The organism is Gordonibacter massiliensis (ex Traore et al. 2017), assembly GCF_019731765.1.
GTDB lineage: Bacteria > Actinomycetota > Coriobacteriia > Coriobacteriales > Eggerthellaceae > Gordonibacter > Gordonibacter massiliensis.
This window is the reverse complement of the sequence record NZ_JAASIO010000009.1, coordinates 106046-122455: the sequence shown is the minus strand read 5'-3', so window position 1 is coordinate 122455 and position 16410 is coordinate 106046. Positions and strand designations below refer to the sequence as shown.

Here is a 16410-nt window from a genome sequence, read left to right as displayed (position 1 = left end):
TTGTATCAAATCCCACGTTTACGCCATGCGGACGCGAACGATGCCATTCTTGCCGCCGGGGACGGCGCCCTTCACCAGGATGAGGTTCTGATCCTCGTCGATGCGCACGACCTCCAGGTTCTTCACCGTCACCGTGTCCACGCCCATGTGGCCGGGGAGCTTGAGCCCCTTGAACACGCGGGACGGGGTGGCGCACTGGCCCACCGAGCCGGGAGCGCGATGGAAGTGCGCGCCGTGGCCGCCCGGGCCGCCGCGGAAGCCGTAGCGCTTCATGACGCCGGCGAAGCCCTTGCCCTTCGACGTTCCGGTCACGTCGACCTTCTTCGTCTCGGCGAAGGCGGCCACCGTCTGCTCGTCGCCCACGCTGTACTCGCTGGCGTTCTCCACGCGAACCTCGCGCAGGTAGCGCACGGGATCCGTGCCCTGCTTCTCGAAGTGGCCCTTCATGGGCTTGTTCACGCGGTACTCGCCGCTCTTCTTGTACTTGCGCACCTCGCCGAAGCCCATCTGCACGGCCTCGTAGCCGTCGGTGGCCTTCGTCTTCACCTGGCAGACCTTGTTGGGCTCGGCCTGGATGACCGTCACCGGGATGACGCGGTCGTCCTCGCCGAAGATCTGGGTCATGCCGATCTTCTTACCGTAGATTGCGTTGATCATTATCGCCTGACCCCCTTTACAGCTTGATTTCGATGTCGACGCCGGCGGGGAGATCGAGACGCATCAGGGAGTCCACCGTGTTCGGGGTGGGCTCGAGGATGTCGATGAGGCGCTTGTGCGTGCGCATCTCGAACTGCTCGCGGGAATCCTTGTCGACGTGCGGACCGCGGACGACGCAGTACAGGTTGCGCTCCGTCGGCAGCGGGATGGGACCGGACACTTTGGCACCCGTCTTCTGCGCGGTGTCGACGATGAGCTTCGTGGACTGGTCCACGATCTCATGGTCGTACCCCTTCAAGCGGATGCGAATCTTCTGATTAGCCACTTACCTTACCTCCGTTATGCTTCAGGTCGCGCGCGCTTACGCGTTCCCGCCGGCCTTGCTGATAATTTCCTCCGCCACGTTCTTCGGCACTGCCTCGTACGAATCGAACTGCATCGTGTACGAAGCGCGGCCCTGCGTCGTCGAACGCAGGTCGGTGGCGTAGCCGAACATCTCGGACAGCGGAACCTTCGCCTTGACGGTCTTGGCGTTGCCGCGGTCGCCCATGCCCTGGATCTGGCCGCGACGGCTGGACAGGTTGCCCATGACGTCGCCCATGTACTCCTCGGGGGTCTCGACCTCCACGGCCATCATCGGCTCGAGGATGACGGAGGCGCCCTTCTTCAGCGCCGCCTTGATGGCCATGGAACCGGCCACCTTGAACGCCGCCTCGGACGAGTCGACCTCGTGGTAGGAGCCGTCCACCAGCTCGACGCGCACGTCCACGACGGGATAGCCCGCGAGCACACCGGAGTTCAGCGCCTCCTGGATGCCCTTGTCGATAGGCGTGATGTACTCCTTCGGCACGACGCCGCCCACGATCTTGTTCTCGAACTCGTAGCCCTTGCCGGCTTCCTGCGGGAACATGTTGATGACCGCGTGGCCGTACTGGCCGCGACCGCCGGACTGGCGCACGAACTTGCCCTCGACGTTCAGGGCCTCCTTCGTGGCCGTCTCGCGGTAGGCGACCTGCGGCTTGCCGACGTTCGCCTCGACCTTGAACTCGCGCAGCAAGCGGTCGACAATGATTTCGAGGTGCAGCTCGCCCATGCCGGCGATGATGGTCTGGCCGGTCTCCTGGTTGGTGGACACGCGGAACGTCGGGTCCTCCTCGGCCAGCTTCTGCAGCGCCACGCCCATCTTGTCCTGCTCGGCCTTCGTCTTCGGCTCGACGGCGATGTCGATAACCGGCTCGGCGAACTCCATGGACTCCAGGATGATGGGGTGCTTCTCGTCGCAGAGCGTGTCGCCCGTGGACGTGTCCTTCAGGCCCACGACCGCCACGATGTCGCCGGCGGCGCAGCCGTCGATGTCGACGCGCTGGTTGGAGTGCATCTGCAGCAGACGGCCGATGCGCTCCTTCTTGTCCTTGGACGCGTTCATGACGTACGAGCCGGAGTCGAGCTGGCCCGAGTACACGCGCAGGTAGGTGAGCTTGCCCACGAACGGGTCGGTCATGATCTTGAACGCCAGGGCCGAGAACGGCGCCTTCACGTCGGAGGGACGCTCGTCTTCCTCGCCCGTGTCGGGGTTCGTGCCCTTGATGGCGGGCACGTCGACCGGCGACGGCATGTAGTCGACCACGGCGTCGAGCAGCTCCTGCACGCCCTTGTTCTTGTAGGACGAACCCACGAACACCGGGTGGATCTGGCAGGCGATGGTGCCCTTGCGGATGGCGGCCTTCAGCTCGTCGACCGTGAAGTCCTCTTCCATGAGGACCTTCTCCATGAGGTCGTCGTCGCAGTCGGCGGCGGCTTCCACCAGCTCCTGGTGACGCAGCTCGGCCTCCTCGGCGAACTCGGCCGGGATGGCGTCCATGGGCTCGGGCCAGGTCATGCCCTTGTCGTCAGCCTTGAAGTCCCATGCGGTCATGGTCACGAGGTCGATGACGCCCCAGAAGTTGTCCTCGGCGCCCATGGGCATCTGCGCGGCGATGGCCGGCGCGCCCAGGCGGTCCTTCATGGTGTCGATGGCGTGGAAGAAGTCGGCGCCCACGCGGTCGTACTTGTTGATGTAGGCGATGCGGGGCACGCCGTAGCGGCTGGCCTGGCGCCACACCGTCTCGGACTGCGGCTGCACGCCGGCGACGGCGTCGAACACCGCGACCGCGCCGTCGAGCACGCGAAGCGAGCGCTCGACCTCGGCCGTGAAGTCAACGTGGCCGGGCGTGTCGATAATCTGGAAACGGTACTCCTTGCCGTCCTCGGCACCGCCGGGGTACTTCCAGAAGCACGTGGTGGCGGCGGCCGTGATGGTCACGCCGCGCTCCTGCTCCTGCACCATCCAGTCCATCGTCGCGGCGCCGTCGTGCACCTCGCCGATCTTGTGGGTCTTGCCGGTGTAGTAGAGGATGCGCTCGGTCGTCGTCGTCTTGCCCGCGTCGATGTGGGCCATGATGCCGATGTTGCGCGTGTCTTGTAGGTTGTTTTTAGCCATAGACTGAGTCCTCCTTAGAAGCGGTAGTGCGAGAACGCGCGGTTGGACTCGGCCATCTTGTACAGGTCCTCGCGCTTCTTCACCGACGCGCCCGTGTTCTCGGAGGCGTCCATGATCTCGGCGGCCAGGCGCTCTTTCATCGTGTGCTCCTTGCGCTTGCGCGAGAAGTCCACGATCCAGCGGATGGCGAGCGTGGTGGAACGACGGGAGTTGACCTCCATGGGCACCTGGTAGGTGGCGCCGCCCACGCGCTTGGGCTTCACTTCGAGCGTGGGGCGCACGTTGTCCATGGCCTTCTTGAACACGGCCAGCGGGTCGCCGCCGGTCTTCTGCTCGATGATCTCGAACGCACCGTAGACGATGCCCTCGGCGGTGGCCTTCTTGCCATCCAAAAGAACCTTGTTGATCAGCTGCGTGACCAAACGGTTGTTGTACTGTGCGTCCGGCTGAACTTCACGACGGACTGCTGCTGCACGACGCGGCATGTTTTCTCCTTCTTGGTCCTGCGCGCTTCGAGGCGGCTTTCTCCCCGCCCATTAGGCCGCCGCCCTCCGCCCCCTTTGGGCAGATGCGACTTTTCGGCCCGCGCGACTTAGCGGTTGCTTACTTGGGGCGCTTGGCGCCGTAACGGCTGCGAGCCTGCTTGCGGTTGTCCACGGCGGCGCAGTCGAGCGCGGCGCGGATGACCTTGTAGCGCACGCCGGGGAGGTCCTTCACACGGCCGCCGCGCAGCAGCACCATGGAGTGCTCCTGCAAGTTGTGGCCGATGCCCGGGATGTAGGCCGTGACCTCCATGCCGTTGACGAGGCGCACACGGCAGACCTTGCGCAGGGCCGAGTTCGGCTTTTTCGGCGTGGTGGTGAACACGCGGGTGCACACGCCGCGCTTCTGCGGGTTGCCCTTCAGGGCCGGGGTCTTCTTCTTCTCGACCGTCTTCTTGCGGCCCTTGCGGACCAGCTGGTTGATAGTAGGCAAATCAATTCTCCTTTTGCTACCTGACGGCTTTCCCTGGCGGCCGTCTAGCCGCTCAAAGCCCGCTCGCCTCTCGCTCACGGCGCGAAGGCCGCTCGCTCAGGCGGTCGGGCTTTTCACGGCTATCCGACTCGCCAGGGAAACCCTGTCCTTACCTTTGCTGAAAGAAACGAAAGATATCAGCATCGCTTTCCTGTGCGCTCAGCTGATTCGCACACGAAAACATACGTCCTTCGGGGACGCGAACGAGAACTCTATCATCGGCCCCGCAGCTTGTCAAACGCCACGCACCCGGGAGTATCTATACCCTTTCATCACATTTTACCTGATGAAGGATGGGAGGCGGGGCCGAGGGGCGCCGCGCCTCCACGGAATCTCGAATTTATTCCGCCTCTTCGGACGCCTGGGCGCGGGCGCGCAGGAGCACGATCATGTCCGCCGGGCAGAGGCAGGCGACGGGCGCGTGGCGCATGAGGGCCTTGTCCGACGTGACGAGGTAGTCGGCGTCGACGCGCGCGGCCGCGGCAAGGATCAGGTCGTCCCCGAAGTCGTCGTGGAGGTCGCGGTACGTCAGGGCGCGCAGGGCCTCGTTCCGACCCACCGGCACGACCATCGACAGCTCCATGATGCTGCGCATGCTCGACCAAGCCGATTCGCGCACGGCGGCGGCCATGCCCTCGTCGACGACCTTGCCTCGCGCGCGCAGGCACCTTTTCGTCTCTTGGCAAAGGAGGAAGAACAGGTCGGGCATCGTCGCCGACGACGTGTACAGCGCAGCGCCGGCAGCCGTCGCCGCCGCCACGAAGCGCATCGCCTTTTCATGATTTTCCGGATTGCGCTCAAGGAAGTAGTCGATCCAAACATTCGTGTCGACGAGCAGCTTCTGCGGCAAACTCACAGCAGTCCCCTTTCGGCAGCCTTCTCGCAGTACGCTTCGTAGCGCAGATCGTCGTAGTAGGCCGCAAGCAGCTCGTCTTCGTCGAGGTCCTCTCGGCGCTTGCCATCGTAGAATTCCTCTTGCAGGTCGTGCCAATCGATCTTGCGCGGCGCCGGTACGGGCAGGCCGTTGTCGATGAAGAAGTTCCTCCAGATGCTGGCGCCCTCCTCCACCAGGGCCAGGCGACGCTGCACCTCGGCGTCGTCCGCGGCGTCGCGCGCGGGGCGCATGAACGCGGGGGGCTCGCCCTTCTCCTCGGCATACTCCCATACCGCGCGCACCACCTGCGAGGGCGTGAGCCCCCAGCGGGCGAACACCTCGTCGCCGCGCGCCTTCGTTTCCTCGTCGATGCGCACGTTCATCTGCACGGCCGCCATAGCGCCTCCTGTTCGGTCGAACTATTGATGCTATATAGTATAGCATATGAGGGCAACAAGGGCGAAGCCTCATAAGGGCGAAGCCTCATAAGGGCGAAGCCTCATAAGGGCGAAGCCTCATAAGGGCGAAGCCTCATAAGGGCGAGCAGCAACCCGCCCGGCGCGAAAAGCGAAGGCTCGCGCCGGTCGAAACGGGAAGCCCTCGATGCGCTCGCCGCATGGTGCGATACATGCCGAACCGAGCGCGCCGGGGCGGCCTGCAGGCCGCCCCGGCGGATGAATCCGCTGGCCGGAGCCTTTCTGCGCCTAAGCTTCGACGCCTTCTTTCACTAGGGACTCCACCAAGCGGGCGGTGCCCTCGAGGTCGGCCACGGAGATGTGCTCGTCCGGGGAGTGGAAGGCCGTCATGCCCACGCCCAGCGTGACGGCGCGCACGCCCCGCGCGGCCAGGATGTTGGCGTCCGCCCCGCCGCCGTCGTGGCGGAAACGGGGCTCGAGGCCGGCGGCGCGCGCGGCGCGGGCGGCGGCCTGCACCACCGGGTCGTCCTCGTCGTACAGCACGGCGTCGTAGCTCTTCGTCCACGTCACGTCCACCGAGCCGCCGAAGCGCGCTGCGGCCTGCTCGAGCGCGGCCGTCATGGCGGCCTTCTGCGCCTCGACCCGATCGGTGTACAGCGAGCGGCACTCCCCCGCCAGCGTGCAGGAGTCGGGCACGACGTTCGTCTCCCGGCCGCCGGAAATCACGCCGATGTTGCCCGTGGTGGCCTCGTCGATGCGACCGAGCGGCATGGCCTCGATGGCCGCGGCCGCCATGCAGATGGCCGAGATGCCCTCTTCCGGCACCACGCCGGCGTGCGACGCGCGGCCGACGAACGACGCCTCGAGGCCCCAGTGGCACGGCGCGCCCGTGACCACGGTACCGGGGGCGCCGTCGGCGTCCAGCACGTAGCATGGGGCGCCGGCGGGCAGCTCGCCCTCGGCGAGCGCGCCGGAGCCCAGCAGGTGCAGCTCCTCGCAGGTGGTGAACAGCACCGTGACGTCGGGGCGCGCGGCCCCTTCCTCCACCACCGAGCGCACGCCCTCGAGGATGGCCGCCACGCCCGCCTTGTCGTCGGCGGACAGGATGGTGTCGCCGGCCGAGCGAACCACGCCGTCTTTCACCACGGGCTCGATGCCCGCGCACGGCCGGACCGTGTCCATGTGCGCCGACAGCACGATATGCCCCGGTGCCGTGCCCGGCAGGTGCGCGACGAGGTTGCCCGTGTCCGACTCCGTCTGCGCGGCCGAATCGTCAAAACGCACGGAGAAGCCCAAAGCCCGCAGCTCGTCGGCGCAGCGCGCGGCCATGGCGGCCTCGTGGCGCGAGGGGCTTTCGATGCGGACGATATCGCAGAACAGGTCGAGCAAGCGGGTGGGGTTCATGAATGGCTTCCTTCTCATCGCGGTTTCGGTTCTGGGACCTGGGGCGCAGCACCGGCGGCCTTGCCGTCTGCGGCGTTCGGCGGCTCGGGTCGCCCTCGGTCCGGCCGCACCATTATAATGCTAGAAGAAGGAGCGCGCCGTCCGTCTCCGGCAACGGGGCCGCGCCGCGCACGACCGACGCGAGGAGGAAGCCATGCTGCGCGATACCGTGAGGTCCTGCCGGAGCTACCGCCGGTTCTTCGAAGAGGAGGCCGTCGATCGGAAGCTCCTGGAGCGCTGGGTGGACACGGCGCGCCTCACCGCCTCGAGCGGCAACGCCCAGCCTCTGCGCTACGCCATCGTGGACGACGAGCGGCGCGACGCCGTGTTCGCCTGCCTGGCCTGGGCGAAGGCTCTGCCCGAGTGGGACGGGCCCGAACCCGGCGAGCGGCCGAGCGCCTTCGTGGTGATATGCCGCGATGCCGACCGCGTGCTCGCCGACACGTTCACCGCCTGGGACGAGGGCATAGCCGCCCAGACCATCATGTTGCAGGCCGCGGAGGCCGGCTTCGGCGGGTGCATCATCGGATCGTTCAAAAAGCGTAGCCTTGTCGAGGCCCTGGGCATCGACGGCGAGCGCTTCCAACCCGACCTCGTGCTGGCCCTGGGCAAGCCGGCCGAGGAGGTGCGCATCGAGCCTCTGCCCGTCGGCGGCGCCACCGAGTACTGGCGCGACGCCGACAGCGTCCACCACGTGCCCAAACGCAGCCTGTCCGACGTGCTGCTGTAGCGCCCGCGGAACGACTAAGCCCCCAAAATCTTGGCGGCCACCTGCTTTTTGCGGCTCAGCACGCCGGGCATCCAGGTGCCGCCCTCGCCCGAGCAGTCGATGTTGAACACGCGGTTCACGATGCGGAGGTTGCCCTCGCAGAGGAACTGGCTGCCCTCGGCCAGGATGTCCGTGACCATGAGCAGCACGAAGTCGTAGTGGTGGTCGTCGCGCAAACGGCGCATGTGCTCGCGGATCTCGCCCTCACGCTTCATGACGGCCGGCAGATCGACGGTCTCGTGCTGCGCGATGAGCACGGTGGTGTCGCCCAGCAGGAACTCCTTGGAGTCGGCCCCCACGAGCTTGTCCACCGGCATGCTGTCCTCGCCGCCGCGGCACTTGAACACGGCGAGGCCGAACTCGGTTGCGTCCACGCCGGCCAGAGCGGCCAGGCGCTCCACCTGCTCGCGGTCCATGTCGGTGGCGGTGGGCGATTTCAAGATCACCGTGTCGGTCATGATGGCCGACAACAGCACCGCGGCGATGGCGGGCGGCATCTCCACGTCGTGGCGCTCGAACTCGGTGGCCACGATGGTGGCCGTGGAGCCTACGGGCAGGTTCAAGAACAGGATGGGGTTGGCCGTCGACACGTCGGCGATGCGGTGGTGGTCGACGATCTCCACGACGTCGGCCTCCTCGATGCCGTTCGCGGCCTGGCGCGTTTCGTTGTGGTCAACGAGCACCACCTTGCGCCGCGGGCGCACCGCCACGTCGGAGCGGGTGACGATGCCGATGGCGACCCGATGCTCGTCCAGCACCACGGCCTCGCGCAGAGCACTGGCCATGAGGTCTTCCACCGCTTCCTTGAGCAGGCCGTTCTTGTCGAGCTCGAGCACGTCGGTCTCGATGATGTCGCTCACCTTCTGCCCGAGCGAGGCGATGAGGTTGCCGGCCACGGCCATCTCGTTGGCGCCGCCGTCCTCGAGCGCGTCGGTGGCGGCCACGTAGCGCTCGGCTATCATGCGCGTGGTGATGAGGCCCCGGTACGTGCCGTCGTCGTTCGTCACCACGAGGGCGCGCACGTTGTGCTGGCGCAGCAGCCGGCCAGCCTCCAGAAGCGTGGCGTCGTGGCCGATGGAGATGGGGTCGGGCGTCATGACGTCGGACACGCGGGCGTGCACGTGGCTCACCACCTCGGGAACCGGGACGCCGTTGCGTTCGAGCACCCATGCGCTCTCCGGCGGCAGAGGGCCCAGGCGGGCGGGCAGGTAGCGCGGATAGGGCTCCTTACCGTTCGCGGCGCGGCGCGCGAGCTCGTTTTTCAAATACGCGTACCCCACCGCAGCGCAGATGGAATCGTTGTCGGGGTTCTTGTGGCCCACCACGATGATGGGTGCCGCTGTGGCCATTGCCTCGCTCCTTCGCCGCACGACGCCCCGCCCGGGGCGCCTCCGTTCGTCTCTGTCGTATCGGAATTCCGCCAAGGCCCGAAGCCCGGCGACGATGCCACCAGTATAGCGGTGCCCGCCAGGCCCTTGCACCCCCGCAGCCGTTTCGTCGTGGAATCTCACGAAATGAACGGTCTGCGGGGCGCTCGAACCCGCTTTGCGCTACCATGGCAGCGAATGGAGGCTGTATCGAAAGCTGCCAAAACGCTCGTTCGCGTTGACCGTTTCGTAGGAAAAGGGCTCTGACTTTTCCGTCTACCTGCGGAAACGTTGCCTGCCGAGCGGCAAGGGCAGAGCCCTTGCCCTACACGATCAGCGAAAACGGCGCTTTTGACACAGCCCCTCCCGCACGAAGAACCGCGAAAGGACGCGCATGGAAACGTTCGGCTTTTCCGACATCGTCGGCCCCATCATGGTGGGCCCTTCGAGCTCGCACACCGCCGGGGCGCTGCGCATCGCGCGGATGGCGCGCAGCCTCTTGGCCACGGAACCCGTGCGGGCGGCGTTCACGCTGTACGGGTCGTTCGCGCACACGCAGTCGGGGCACGGCACCGACAAGGCGCTCGTGGCCGGGCTCCTGGGACTGGCCCCCGACGACTTGGGCGTGCGCGACTCGTTCGAGCTGGCCCGCACAACCGGCCTGTCCTTCTCGTTCGCCTGCGACCCCGACACACAGGTCGATCACCCGAACACGGTCGATATGCGCATCGAGGATGCGCAGGGCAACGTGCTTGAAGTGCGGGGCGCGAGCGTGGGAGGCGGCGCGGCCGTCATCGAACGCATCGACGGCATCGACGTGAACGTCACCGGGGAGCATACGAGCGTCGTCGTGCGCCAGCGCGACGAGACGGGCGTGCTGGCGCACATCGCCGGCTGCTTCTCGGACTGCGCGGTGAACATCGCCACCGCGCGCATGTACCGCACGCGACGCGGGTCGGAGGCGTTCACCGTCATGGAGCTGGACGGCGCCGCACCCGCCGAGGCGAAGGCCGCCATCGAGCGGCACCCCGCCGTGCGCGACGTGCGCATCGTGCCCGCCGACGCCCCCGCCGGGGCGCACGCGGCGGAAGGCGCCTCTATAGAGCGCGCAGAGGAGCTCTTCGCCGCGCGCGACTTCGCTTCGGGCACGGAGCTGCTACAGCGATGCGCCGAGCAGGACGCCACGCTCGCAGGCGCGTTCCTGGCCCGCGAGGAGGCGCTCGCCGCCCTCGACGGGCGAGCCTGCGAAGCCGAGTCCTACGCCGACCGGGCGCTCGCGGTCATGCGGGCATCGGCGACCGAGCCGCTGCGCGAGCCCGCACCCTCCATGGGCGGGCTCATCGGGGGCGAGGCGGGCGACGCGAGGCGGGCGCGCGAGCGTGGCGGCGCGGTCGTCGACGGCCTCACGGGCGCCGCCATGGAATACGCGCTGGCCGTGCTGGAGACGAACGCGTCCATGGGGCGCATCGTGGCCGCCCCCACCGCCGGTTCGGCCGGCGTCGTGCCGGGCGTGCTGCTGGCGTTGGAGCAGGAGCGCGGCTTGGATGCTGCCACGCTCAGGCGCGGGCTTCTGGCCGCAGGCGCCGTGGGTTACCTCGTAGCCCGCAACGCCACGGTGTCGGGTGCCGAGGGAGGCTGCCAGGCCGAGATCGGAGCGGCCGCCGCCATGGCCGCCGCAGCCGCCGTGGAAATGGCGGGCGGCACGCCGGCGCAGGCGCTCGACGCCGCCGCGAATGCCCTTTCCTCGCTTATGGGGCTGGTGTGCGACCCGGTGGGCGGCCTGGTGGAGGTGCCCTGTCAGAAGCGCAACGCCACGGCAGCCGCCACCGCGCTCGTGAGCGCGCAGATCGCGCTTGCCGGCGTGGGCAACCTCGTGGGCTTCGACGAAACGGTGGCCGCGATGGACGCCGTCGGGCGGGCGCTGCCCTTCGAGCTGCGCGAGAGTGCCCTCGGCGGCATAGCCGCCGCCCCGAGCGCCTGCGCCTGGTGCGCGGCACGGGCGTGACAGGCGCTCGGGGCGGCCGACGACCTTCGCAAGGGCGGCCTGCTGTCCGCCCGGCGCGAACGTTTCCAGCCTGAAAACACAGGTGGCGGGCGCACCGGGGCCTCCTGCAAGACCCTCGTGCGCCCGCCACGCCTTTTCCCGCACGCGTCCCATCGTGCCGGGCGGCTAGCAGGCCGCCCCTACGAAGGATGCAAACGTCCTTGCGAAGCCGTCCGCCTTAGCGGTAGTCTTCGCCCTGGTCGCCGCCCAGGAGCTTCGACTGCTCCTTCAGGTGACGCGCCTTTTCGGCGGCCGACACGAAGTCCTCGGGCGCTTCTTCGATCTCCAGCAGCTCCACCTCGAACGTGAGGCTCTTCCCCGCCAGCGGGTGGTTCAAATCGAACGTGACCACACCCGCTTCGATCTCCAGAACGGTGGCGGGCATCGGCGAGCCGTCCTCGCCGCTCGCCAGCATGATGCGCTTCCCCACCTTGACGTCGTTCACGGGAATCTGCTCGAGCGGGATCTTGGCCACATGGCCTTCGAGGTACTCGCCGTACGCACCGTACTCGTCGACAACGAACGTCTTCTTCTCGCCGACCTCGTTCATCTCCAGCACGGCCTTCTCGAAGCCGTCGATGGTCATGTCCATGCCCGTTTGGAACTTCATGGGCTTCTCTTCGGTGGCGAAGCCGAAAACCGTGCCGTCTTCGAGCTTGCCCGTGTAGGTGAGGGTTACCGTGGAGCCTAGTTGCATCGTCTCGTTCTCCTTTTTCGAATTGAGCAGTACGTCCGCAACCGGTCGGCCTGCGACGTATCCGCCGCGCCGCGATGGCGCAGGCGAAGCCGAACCGTCGCATCGCCTTCGATTGACGCCGCAGACAGGATAAAGGCCCTGCGGCCGGCCTTGCTGACAAGCCTTGCGACCCTCGTGCGTTCGGAGCGCGCCGACATGAACGCGCCTTGCGACCTTCGGGAAGACAGTTTTTTGACGTTTCTACCGTTCAGCTATGACGAGCGAACACCACTCGCCGGACAACGACCATTGTACCATACCGACCGCACGCCGCCCCCGCCGCGAAGGCCAATCGAGAGCGTCCGCCAGAATCGCCATCTCCCTCTCCCTGGCGATCACGTCGCGAGCATCCTCATGCGCAAGGGCGCCAGCGCCTCGTCGTTCGTCTGCCTCTGGCGCATCTCGAGGGTGGCCACGATGCCTTCGCGGTCGCGGGGCAGGACGCCGTCGATGCGGAACAGGTTCGAATCGTGCGAGCCCACGATGAGGGTGTCGCAGGAGAGGTTGGCTATGAACGTGGCCACGTCGCGCATGACCTCGGACTCGCGCGCGAGTTCGAACGCCCCGCTCTCCACCTCCTCGCGCAGCTTGCAGCCGGGATACGGCGTCATCGTCATGATGGTGATGCGCGCCGGATGCAGCCGGCTGAACACTTTGGCGGACTCCCGCGCCGACTCCTCGCACTTTCCGGCGCCCGCGAAACCGCCCAGGTAGAACAGCGAGTACTTGATGCCCGCCGCCTCGAGGCGCGGGCACTGCTCCAAGATATCGGCCGCCGTGTGCCCCTTGCGCATGCGTTCGAGCGCAGGATCCCAGCCGCATTCGGTGCCGAGCGTCACGTCCGTCACGCCCATGGCCGCCATCTCGGCCAGATCCGCGTCGTTCTTCAGCTTGACGTCGGCCGTGCGCAGGTAGCCGCCGACCTCGCTCACCGAGGGCAGTTTCTCGCGAACGAGCTCGAGCAGCGGCACGAGCCTGGCGTTGGGCAGGCCCATGGGATTGCCTCCGACGAACAGGACGCGATGGGGGCTGCGCTCGACGGACGCTATCTCGTCGAGATCCTCGATCACGTGCTCGAGGGGGACGGGCTGGAATTCGACGCCCTGGTACAGGTTGCAGAAGAGGCACTTGTTGTGGGTGCAGCCCTTCGTGACCTCCAGCATGACCGAGGCGTACTCGTGGGGCGGTCGGCGCAGGTGCTTCGGCGTGTGCATGAGGCGCTCCTTAACCTTGAGGCGGCGATGCTTACGCGCCTTCATTGTACCGCCGCGCATCCGGGCGCACAATTCGAAGAAGGTAACGCTTGTACGGCTCGAAACCGGAATCCAATCGCCCTTGACAACCTCCGGCCGAAACCCAATGATGATGCCAGAAGGGAACGAGCACGTCCGAAAGCGAGGCATCATGGGATCGTACGAACGCGAGCAGCGGATGATCGCCGAGGGCACGGCGCAACGGGGGCAGGCGGCGCTCGAGTACTTCGCCGCGCTGGACGCCGAGCTCACCGAGGAGACCTCGTGCCTCGCGCACCGGCCCGACTACCGCAAAACGCTCTTCGCTCCCGAGAACGACGACATCTACCGGGAGTTCTGCGCCTATCTCGACCTCCCCGAGCCGCGGTACTTCGACGCCGTGGAGAACCCCATCAGCATCGAGGGGCACACGGCCGCCGACGTGTACTACGCCATGAAGTCGAAGAACGACCGCATCGTCGCCATCGACGGGGCGGCGGTGTACAACATGCTGGTGAAGCTGCGCACGCAACCCGAGATAGCCAAGCGCGTCCTGGACTTCCGGCCCACCTGCTATCAGGGCGGCTGCGGCATGAAGGACGCCGCGTTCGATCGGGGCTACTACGACTAGCCCGATTCGCTAAGCCGGGTCGGCCGTGTTGAGGCGGATGGCGCAGAGCTGCAGCTCGTCCACCATGTCCATGGTGATCGGCTCGTCGAGAGGCTCGCCCGCCTCCAGGCGCTCGTCGAGCGCGAAGCAGGCGCGCACGAACGCCTCGTGCTTTGGCTCGAGCATCCCCAGATCGCGCGCGGCCGCGAACCCGTCCTCGACGTCGGTCGACTTCGCCACGCGCCACAAATGCAGCGTCACCAACCGAACCGACCCGCGAAACCGCCGCTCGACGGGCACTTCGACCATGGAATCCCCTTTCCGCTGTTCCTCAAGCCAGTTTACCACGCAAACGACGCCTGCCGAAAAGACACCGTCCCCGAAGAGGCGAGCCGCTGTCCGCCCGGCGGGGCGAACCGGACAACGAAAGAAGCGCAGCGAGCGCACCGCCGCACCCGCGCGACGATTCTTCTTCCATCACCGCAACACGACTGCGACTCATCTAGCCCGTGTACGAACGCAGGACCGGCAAAGACGGAAGCCCCCTTCCCCCGTCGCCTCGTTACAGCTAGACGCCCGGCCTTTGCTGGATGCTTTCCTCTGCCGCAGCCTTAAAGGAACTGCGATGCAGTGGGCCTTGCGGAGTTTCCGCCCAACCAGCCAGCCACACGTGGTCAGCATCCGCTGTAAAACCAACACTGACACGCACCCGGCCGAGCTGTCATCCTGAGTGGAGGCGGCGCGAGCCGCCGGAGCCGAAGGATCCCGCGCGGCGCCAGCTGAAGGCGCCTCCGGCTCGACGCGCGGGCTCCTTCGCCCCCGCTTCGCTGCGCCTCCCCGCGCCCGCACCGCACGCTCGGGAGTTCGGCAGCCCGGCGGGCTGTCGAATGCTCCGCTCGCTCAGGACGGCAACGCGTCGGCTTGCGGAATATTGATGGCGGTTGGCAGCGGAGGACAGCCCGCCAGCACAAAAATCACCGATGCCCCCGTAGCGTCGGATCCTCCGACGGGACTTTGCCTTGCTCGAAATACCGCGACCTGCGGAAACGCGGTCGGCGAGCGAACGCTTGCGTGGCGAAGGCCCCCGGAGCCCGCTTCGAGCGGGGGACATCGGTGATTTTTGTGCAAAGCGAGAGAATTCCGCCGTTAAACCAGCATTGACATTACGCAGGCCAGCGCGTTGTCATCCTGAGCGAGCGGAGCGAGTCGAAGGATCCCGCGCGGCAAACGCAGGAAGGCGCCAAGGCGGCGCAAAGGATTAGACTGCGGGAGATCACTGGATTCCGCGACCGAGCTTGCGTTGAATGCGCAGGGAGACTGCAACTCGTTTCCGGGATAACGCTAAGCGCAGGGCCGGCGGTCTGCTCCTGCGGGATTGCCGGAGCGGGGCGGGGCGCGACACCTTATAATGGACGGCAAGAAGAACACAACCGGCAAGGCATACGGAACGGAGCACAGGTGGGCAACGAGGCATTGGACGCGGCCCTCGCGGGGTACGCTGAGGTTGGGGAGCGCTATGTGAAGGCGCTCGAGGACAAGGGGCTCGTGTTCGCGGAACCCGGCGAAGGCGCCGTGCGCCGCGCCGAGCTGCGGGCGGAGCTGGCGGCGCGCGGCGTGGCCGTGCGCAACGCGGGAGCCAGCCTGAGCACGGGGCACCTCTCCCCCGCCTGCGTAGAGTGCACGGGCAACCGCGGGTCGGAGACGTTCTCCACCACATTCAAATGCCACCGAGACTGCTACTTCTGCTTCAACCACAACCAGCCCGACTACGACACGTTCTTCCGCGAAGGATGCCCGTGGGAGGAGAGCCTGGCGCGCGCGGCGGCCGAGAATGACACGCTGGCCTGCGTGGGCCTCACCGGAGGCGAGCCGCTGCTCGACCTGGAGAACGCCGTGCGCTTCCTCGAGCGTGCGGGCGAGCTGTGGCCGAGCGCCCACAAGCGCCTGTACACCTCGGGCGACCTCCTGACCGAGGAGAGCGCGGCGCGCCTGCGCGATGCCGGGCTGGACGAGATCCGTTTCAGCGTGAAGGACGACGACGAGCCCGAGCAGCAGGAGCGCGTGATCGCCGCGATGGCGCTGGCCCGCCGCCACATCCCCTCCGTCATGGTGGAGATGCCGGTCATCCCCGGCGCCAAGGAGCACATGCGGCAGCTGTTCCGCCGGTTCGAGGAGGTGGGCATCGACGGCATCAACCTGCTGGAGTTCTGCTTCCCCTTCTGCAACTGGGACGAGTTCACCCGCCGCGGCTTCACGTTGAAGAACCCGCCGTTCGAGGTGATGTACGATTACGGCTACTCGGGAGGGCTGGCCGTGGCGGGCAGCGAGGAGCTCGTGCTCGAGCTCATGCTGTGGGCGCTCGACGAGGGCCTGACGTTCGGCATGCACTACTGCTCGCTCGAGAACAAGCACCGCAGCGAGATCCGGCAGAAGAACGAGCGCGCCGCCCACGCGCATCCCTGCGTTGCGTTCGACGAGGGCGACTTCTTCCTGAAGACGGCCAAGGTGTTCGGACCCGACCGCGAGGCCGCGCGCCGCGCGCTCGAGGCCGCGGGCTGCGCGGACTTCATGGAGGATGCCGACGAGCAGTCGATCGCGTTCCCGCCGCGCTATCTGGAGGCGGCGCGCGCGGCGAAACGGGCAGACGGCGAAGCGGTGCGCCCGATGACGTGCTATATGGTGTACGAGACCGAGGAGGACGGCGGCTATCTCATCGACGTCGCGCTGCGCGAGGCGTAGCAGCCGACGTCGCTTGCCGTCCCAAGCGAC

General features: G+C 67.0%; 16 protein-coding genes. 4 read left to right on the top strand and 12 right to left on the bottom strand.

Annotated elements, in window-relative coordinates; all coding sequences use genetic code 11:
* Nucleotides 1-18: 18 nt before the first annotated feature.
* From rplC to HCH03_RS10610, 8 genes are all read right to left on the bottom strand, one after another.
* Nucleotides 19-657 carry a 50S ribosomal protein L3 gene (rplC, locus tag HCH03_RS10645; RefSeq protein ID WP_080142319.1) on the bottom strand — a complete coding sequence of 213 codons (639 nt, stop codon included), beginning with the start codon at nt 655-657 and terminating at the stop codon, nt 19-21.
* Nucleotides 658-673: 16 nt separating this feature from the next.
* Nucleotides 674-982 (bottom strand): 30S ribosomal protein S10, encoded by a 309-nt coding sequence (rpsJ, locus tag HCH03_RS10640; protein ID WP_080142318.1) that lies wholly within the window; start codon nt 980-982, stop codon nt 674-676.
* Between the two features lie 36 nt (nt 983-1018).
* Nucleotides 1019-3136 carry an elongation factor G gene (gene fusA / locus HCH03_RS10635; RefSeq protein WP_221689483.1) on the bottom strand — a complete coding sequence of 706 codons (2118 nt, stop codon included), beginning with the start codon at nt 3134-3136 and terminating at the stop codon, nt 1019-1021.
* 14 nt (nt 3137-3150) lie between these two features.
* Entirely contained in the window at nt 3151-3621 is a 471-nt protein-coding gene (rpsG, locus tag HCH03_RS10630) for a 30S ribosomal protein S7 (RefSeq protein WP_080142315.1), read from the bottom strand.
* A 118-nt stretch (nt 3622-3739) separates the two neighbouring features.
* Nucleotides 3740-4111, bottom strand: a complete 372-nt coding sequence (gene rpsL, locus HCH03_RS10625; protein WP_080142313.1) for a 30S ribosomal protein S12 — start codon at nt 4109-4111, stop codon at nt 3740-3742.
* A gap of 379 nt (nt 4112-4490) precedes the next feature.
* A complete protein-coding gene (locus tag HCH03_RS10620) occupies nt 4491-5006 on the bottom strand; it encodes a type II toxin-antitoxin system VapC family toxin (protein WP_221689482.1) in 516 nt (171 codons plus the stop codon).
* Entirely contained in the window at nt 5003-5422 is a 420-nt protein-coding gene (locus HCH03_RS10615; protein ID WP_221689481.1) for a type II toxin-antitoxin system RelB/DinJ family antitoxin, read from the bottom strand. Before HCH03_RS10615 ends, HCH03_RS10620 begins: the two co-directional genes overlap by 4 nt.
* Before the next feature lie 306 nt (nt 5423-5728).
* Entirely contained in the window at nt 5729-6844 is a 1116-nt protein-coding gene (locus tag HCH03_RS10610; RefSeq protein ID WP_221689480.1) for a M20/M25/M40 family metallo-hydrolase, read from the bottom strand.
* A 193-nt stretch (nt 6845-7037) separates the two neighbouring features.
* On the opposite strand from HCH03_RS10610, the gene HCH03_RS10605 reads away from it, so the two are divergent.
* Complete coding sequence (locus HCH03_RS10605) at nt 7038-7613, top strand: nitroreductase family protein (protein ID WP_185905315.1); 576 nt, start codon at nt 7038-7040, stop codon at nt 7611-7613.
* Nucleotides 7614-7627: 14 nt separating this feature from the next.
* Here HCH03_RS10605 and HCH03_RS10600 read toward each other — a convergent pair whose 3' ends face one another.
* Nucleotides 7628-9001 (bottom strand): putative manganese-dependent inorganic diphosphatase, encoded by a 1374-nt coding sequence (locus tag HCH03_RS10600; protein WP_080142307.1) that lies wholly within the window; start codon nt 8999-9001, stop codon nt 7628-7630.
* Nucleotides 9002-9413: 412 nt separating this feature from the next.
* Here HCH03_RS10600 and sdaAA point away from each other — a divergent pair, with 412 nt between their 5' ends.
* Nucleotides 9414-11024 carry an L-serine ammonia-lyase, iron-sulfur-dependent, subunit alpha gene (sdaAA, locus tag HCH03_RS10595; RefSeq protein ID WP_221689479.1) on the top strand — a complete coding sequence of 537 codons (1611 nt, stop codon included), beginning with the start codon at nt 9414-9416 and terminating at the stop codon, nt 11022-11024.
* A gap of 217 nt (nt 11025-11241) precedes the next feature.
* On the opposite strand, the gene HCH03_RS10590 is transcribed toward sdaAA, so the two are convergent.
* Both HCH03_RS10590 and HCH03_RS10585 read right to left on the bottom strand, forming a co-directional pair.
* Nucleotides 11242-11760: an FKBP-type peptidyl-prolyl cis-trans isomerase gene (locus HCH03_RS10590; protein WP_080142304.1), complete on the bottom strand. Its 519-nt coding sequence runs from the start codon at nt 11758-11760 to the stop codon at nt 11242-11244.
* 374 nt (nt 11761-12134) lie between these two features.
* A complete protein-coding gene (locus HCH03_RS10585; RefSeq protein WP_221689478.1) occupies nt 12135-13013 on the bottom strand; it encodes a radical SAM protein in 879 nt (292 codons plus the stop codon).
* Nucleotides 13014-13203: 190 nt separating this feature from the next.
* Here HCH03_RS10585 and HCH03_RS10580 point away from each other — a divergent pair, with 190 nt between their 5' ends.
* Nucleotides 13204-13662 carry a hypothetical protein gene (locus HCH03_RS10580; RefSeq protein WP_221689477.1) on the top strand — a complete coding sequence of 153 codons (459 nt, stop codon included), beginning with the start codon at nt 13204-13206 and terminating at the stop codon, nt 13660-13662.
* Between the two features lie 9 nt (nt 13663-13671).
* Here the strand turns inward: HCH03_RS10580 and HCH03_RS10575 are convergent, their stop codons facing one another.
* The gene (locus HCH03_RS10575; RefSeq protein WP_185905319.1) at nt 13672-13950 is read right to left on the bottom strand and encodes a hypothetical protein; all 279 of its coding nucleotides are present in this window, start codon (nt 13948-13950) and stop codon (nt 13672-13674) included.
* A gap of 1149 nt (nt 13951-15099) precedes the next feature.
* Between HCH03_RS10575 and HCH03_RS10570 the strand changes: the two genes are divergently transcribed.
* Nucleotides 15100-16380, top strand: a complete 1281-nt coding sequence (locus HCH03_RS10570; protein WP_221689476.1) for a radical SAM protein — start codon at nt 15100-15102, stop codon at nt 16378-16380.
* Nucleotides 16381-16410: the final 30 nt, after the last annotated feature.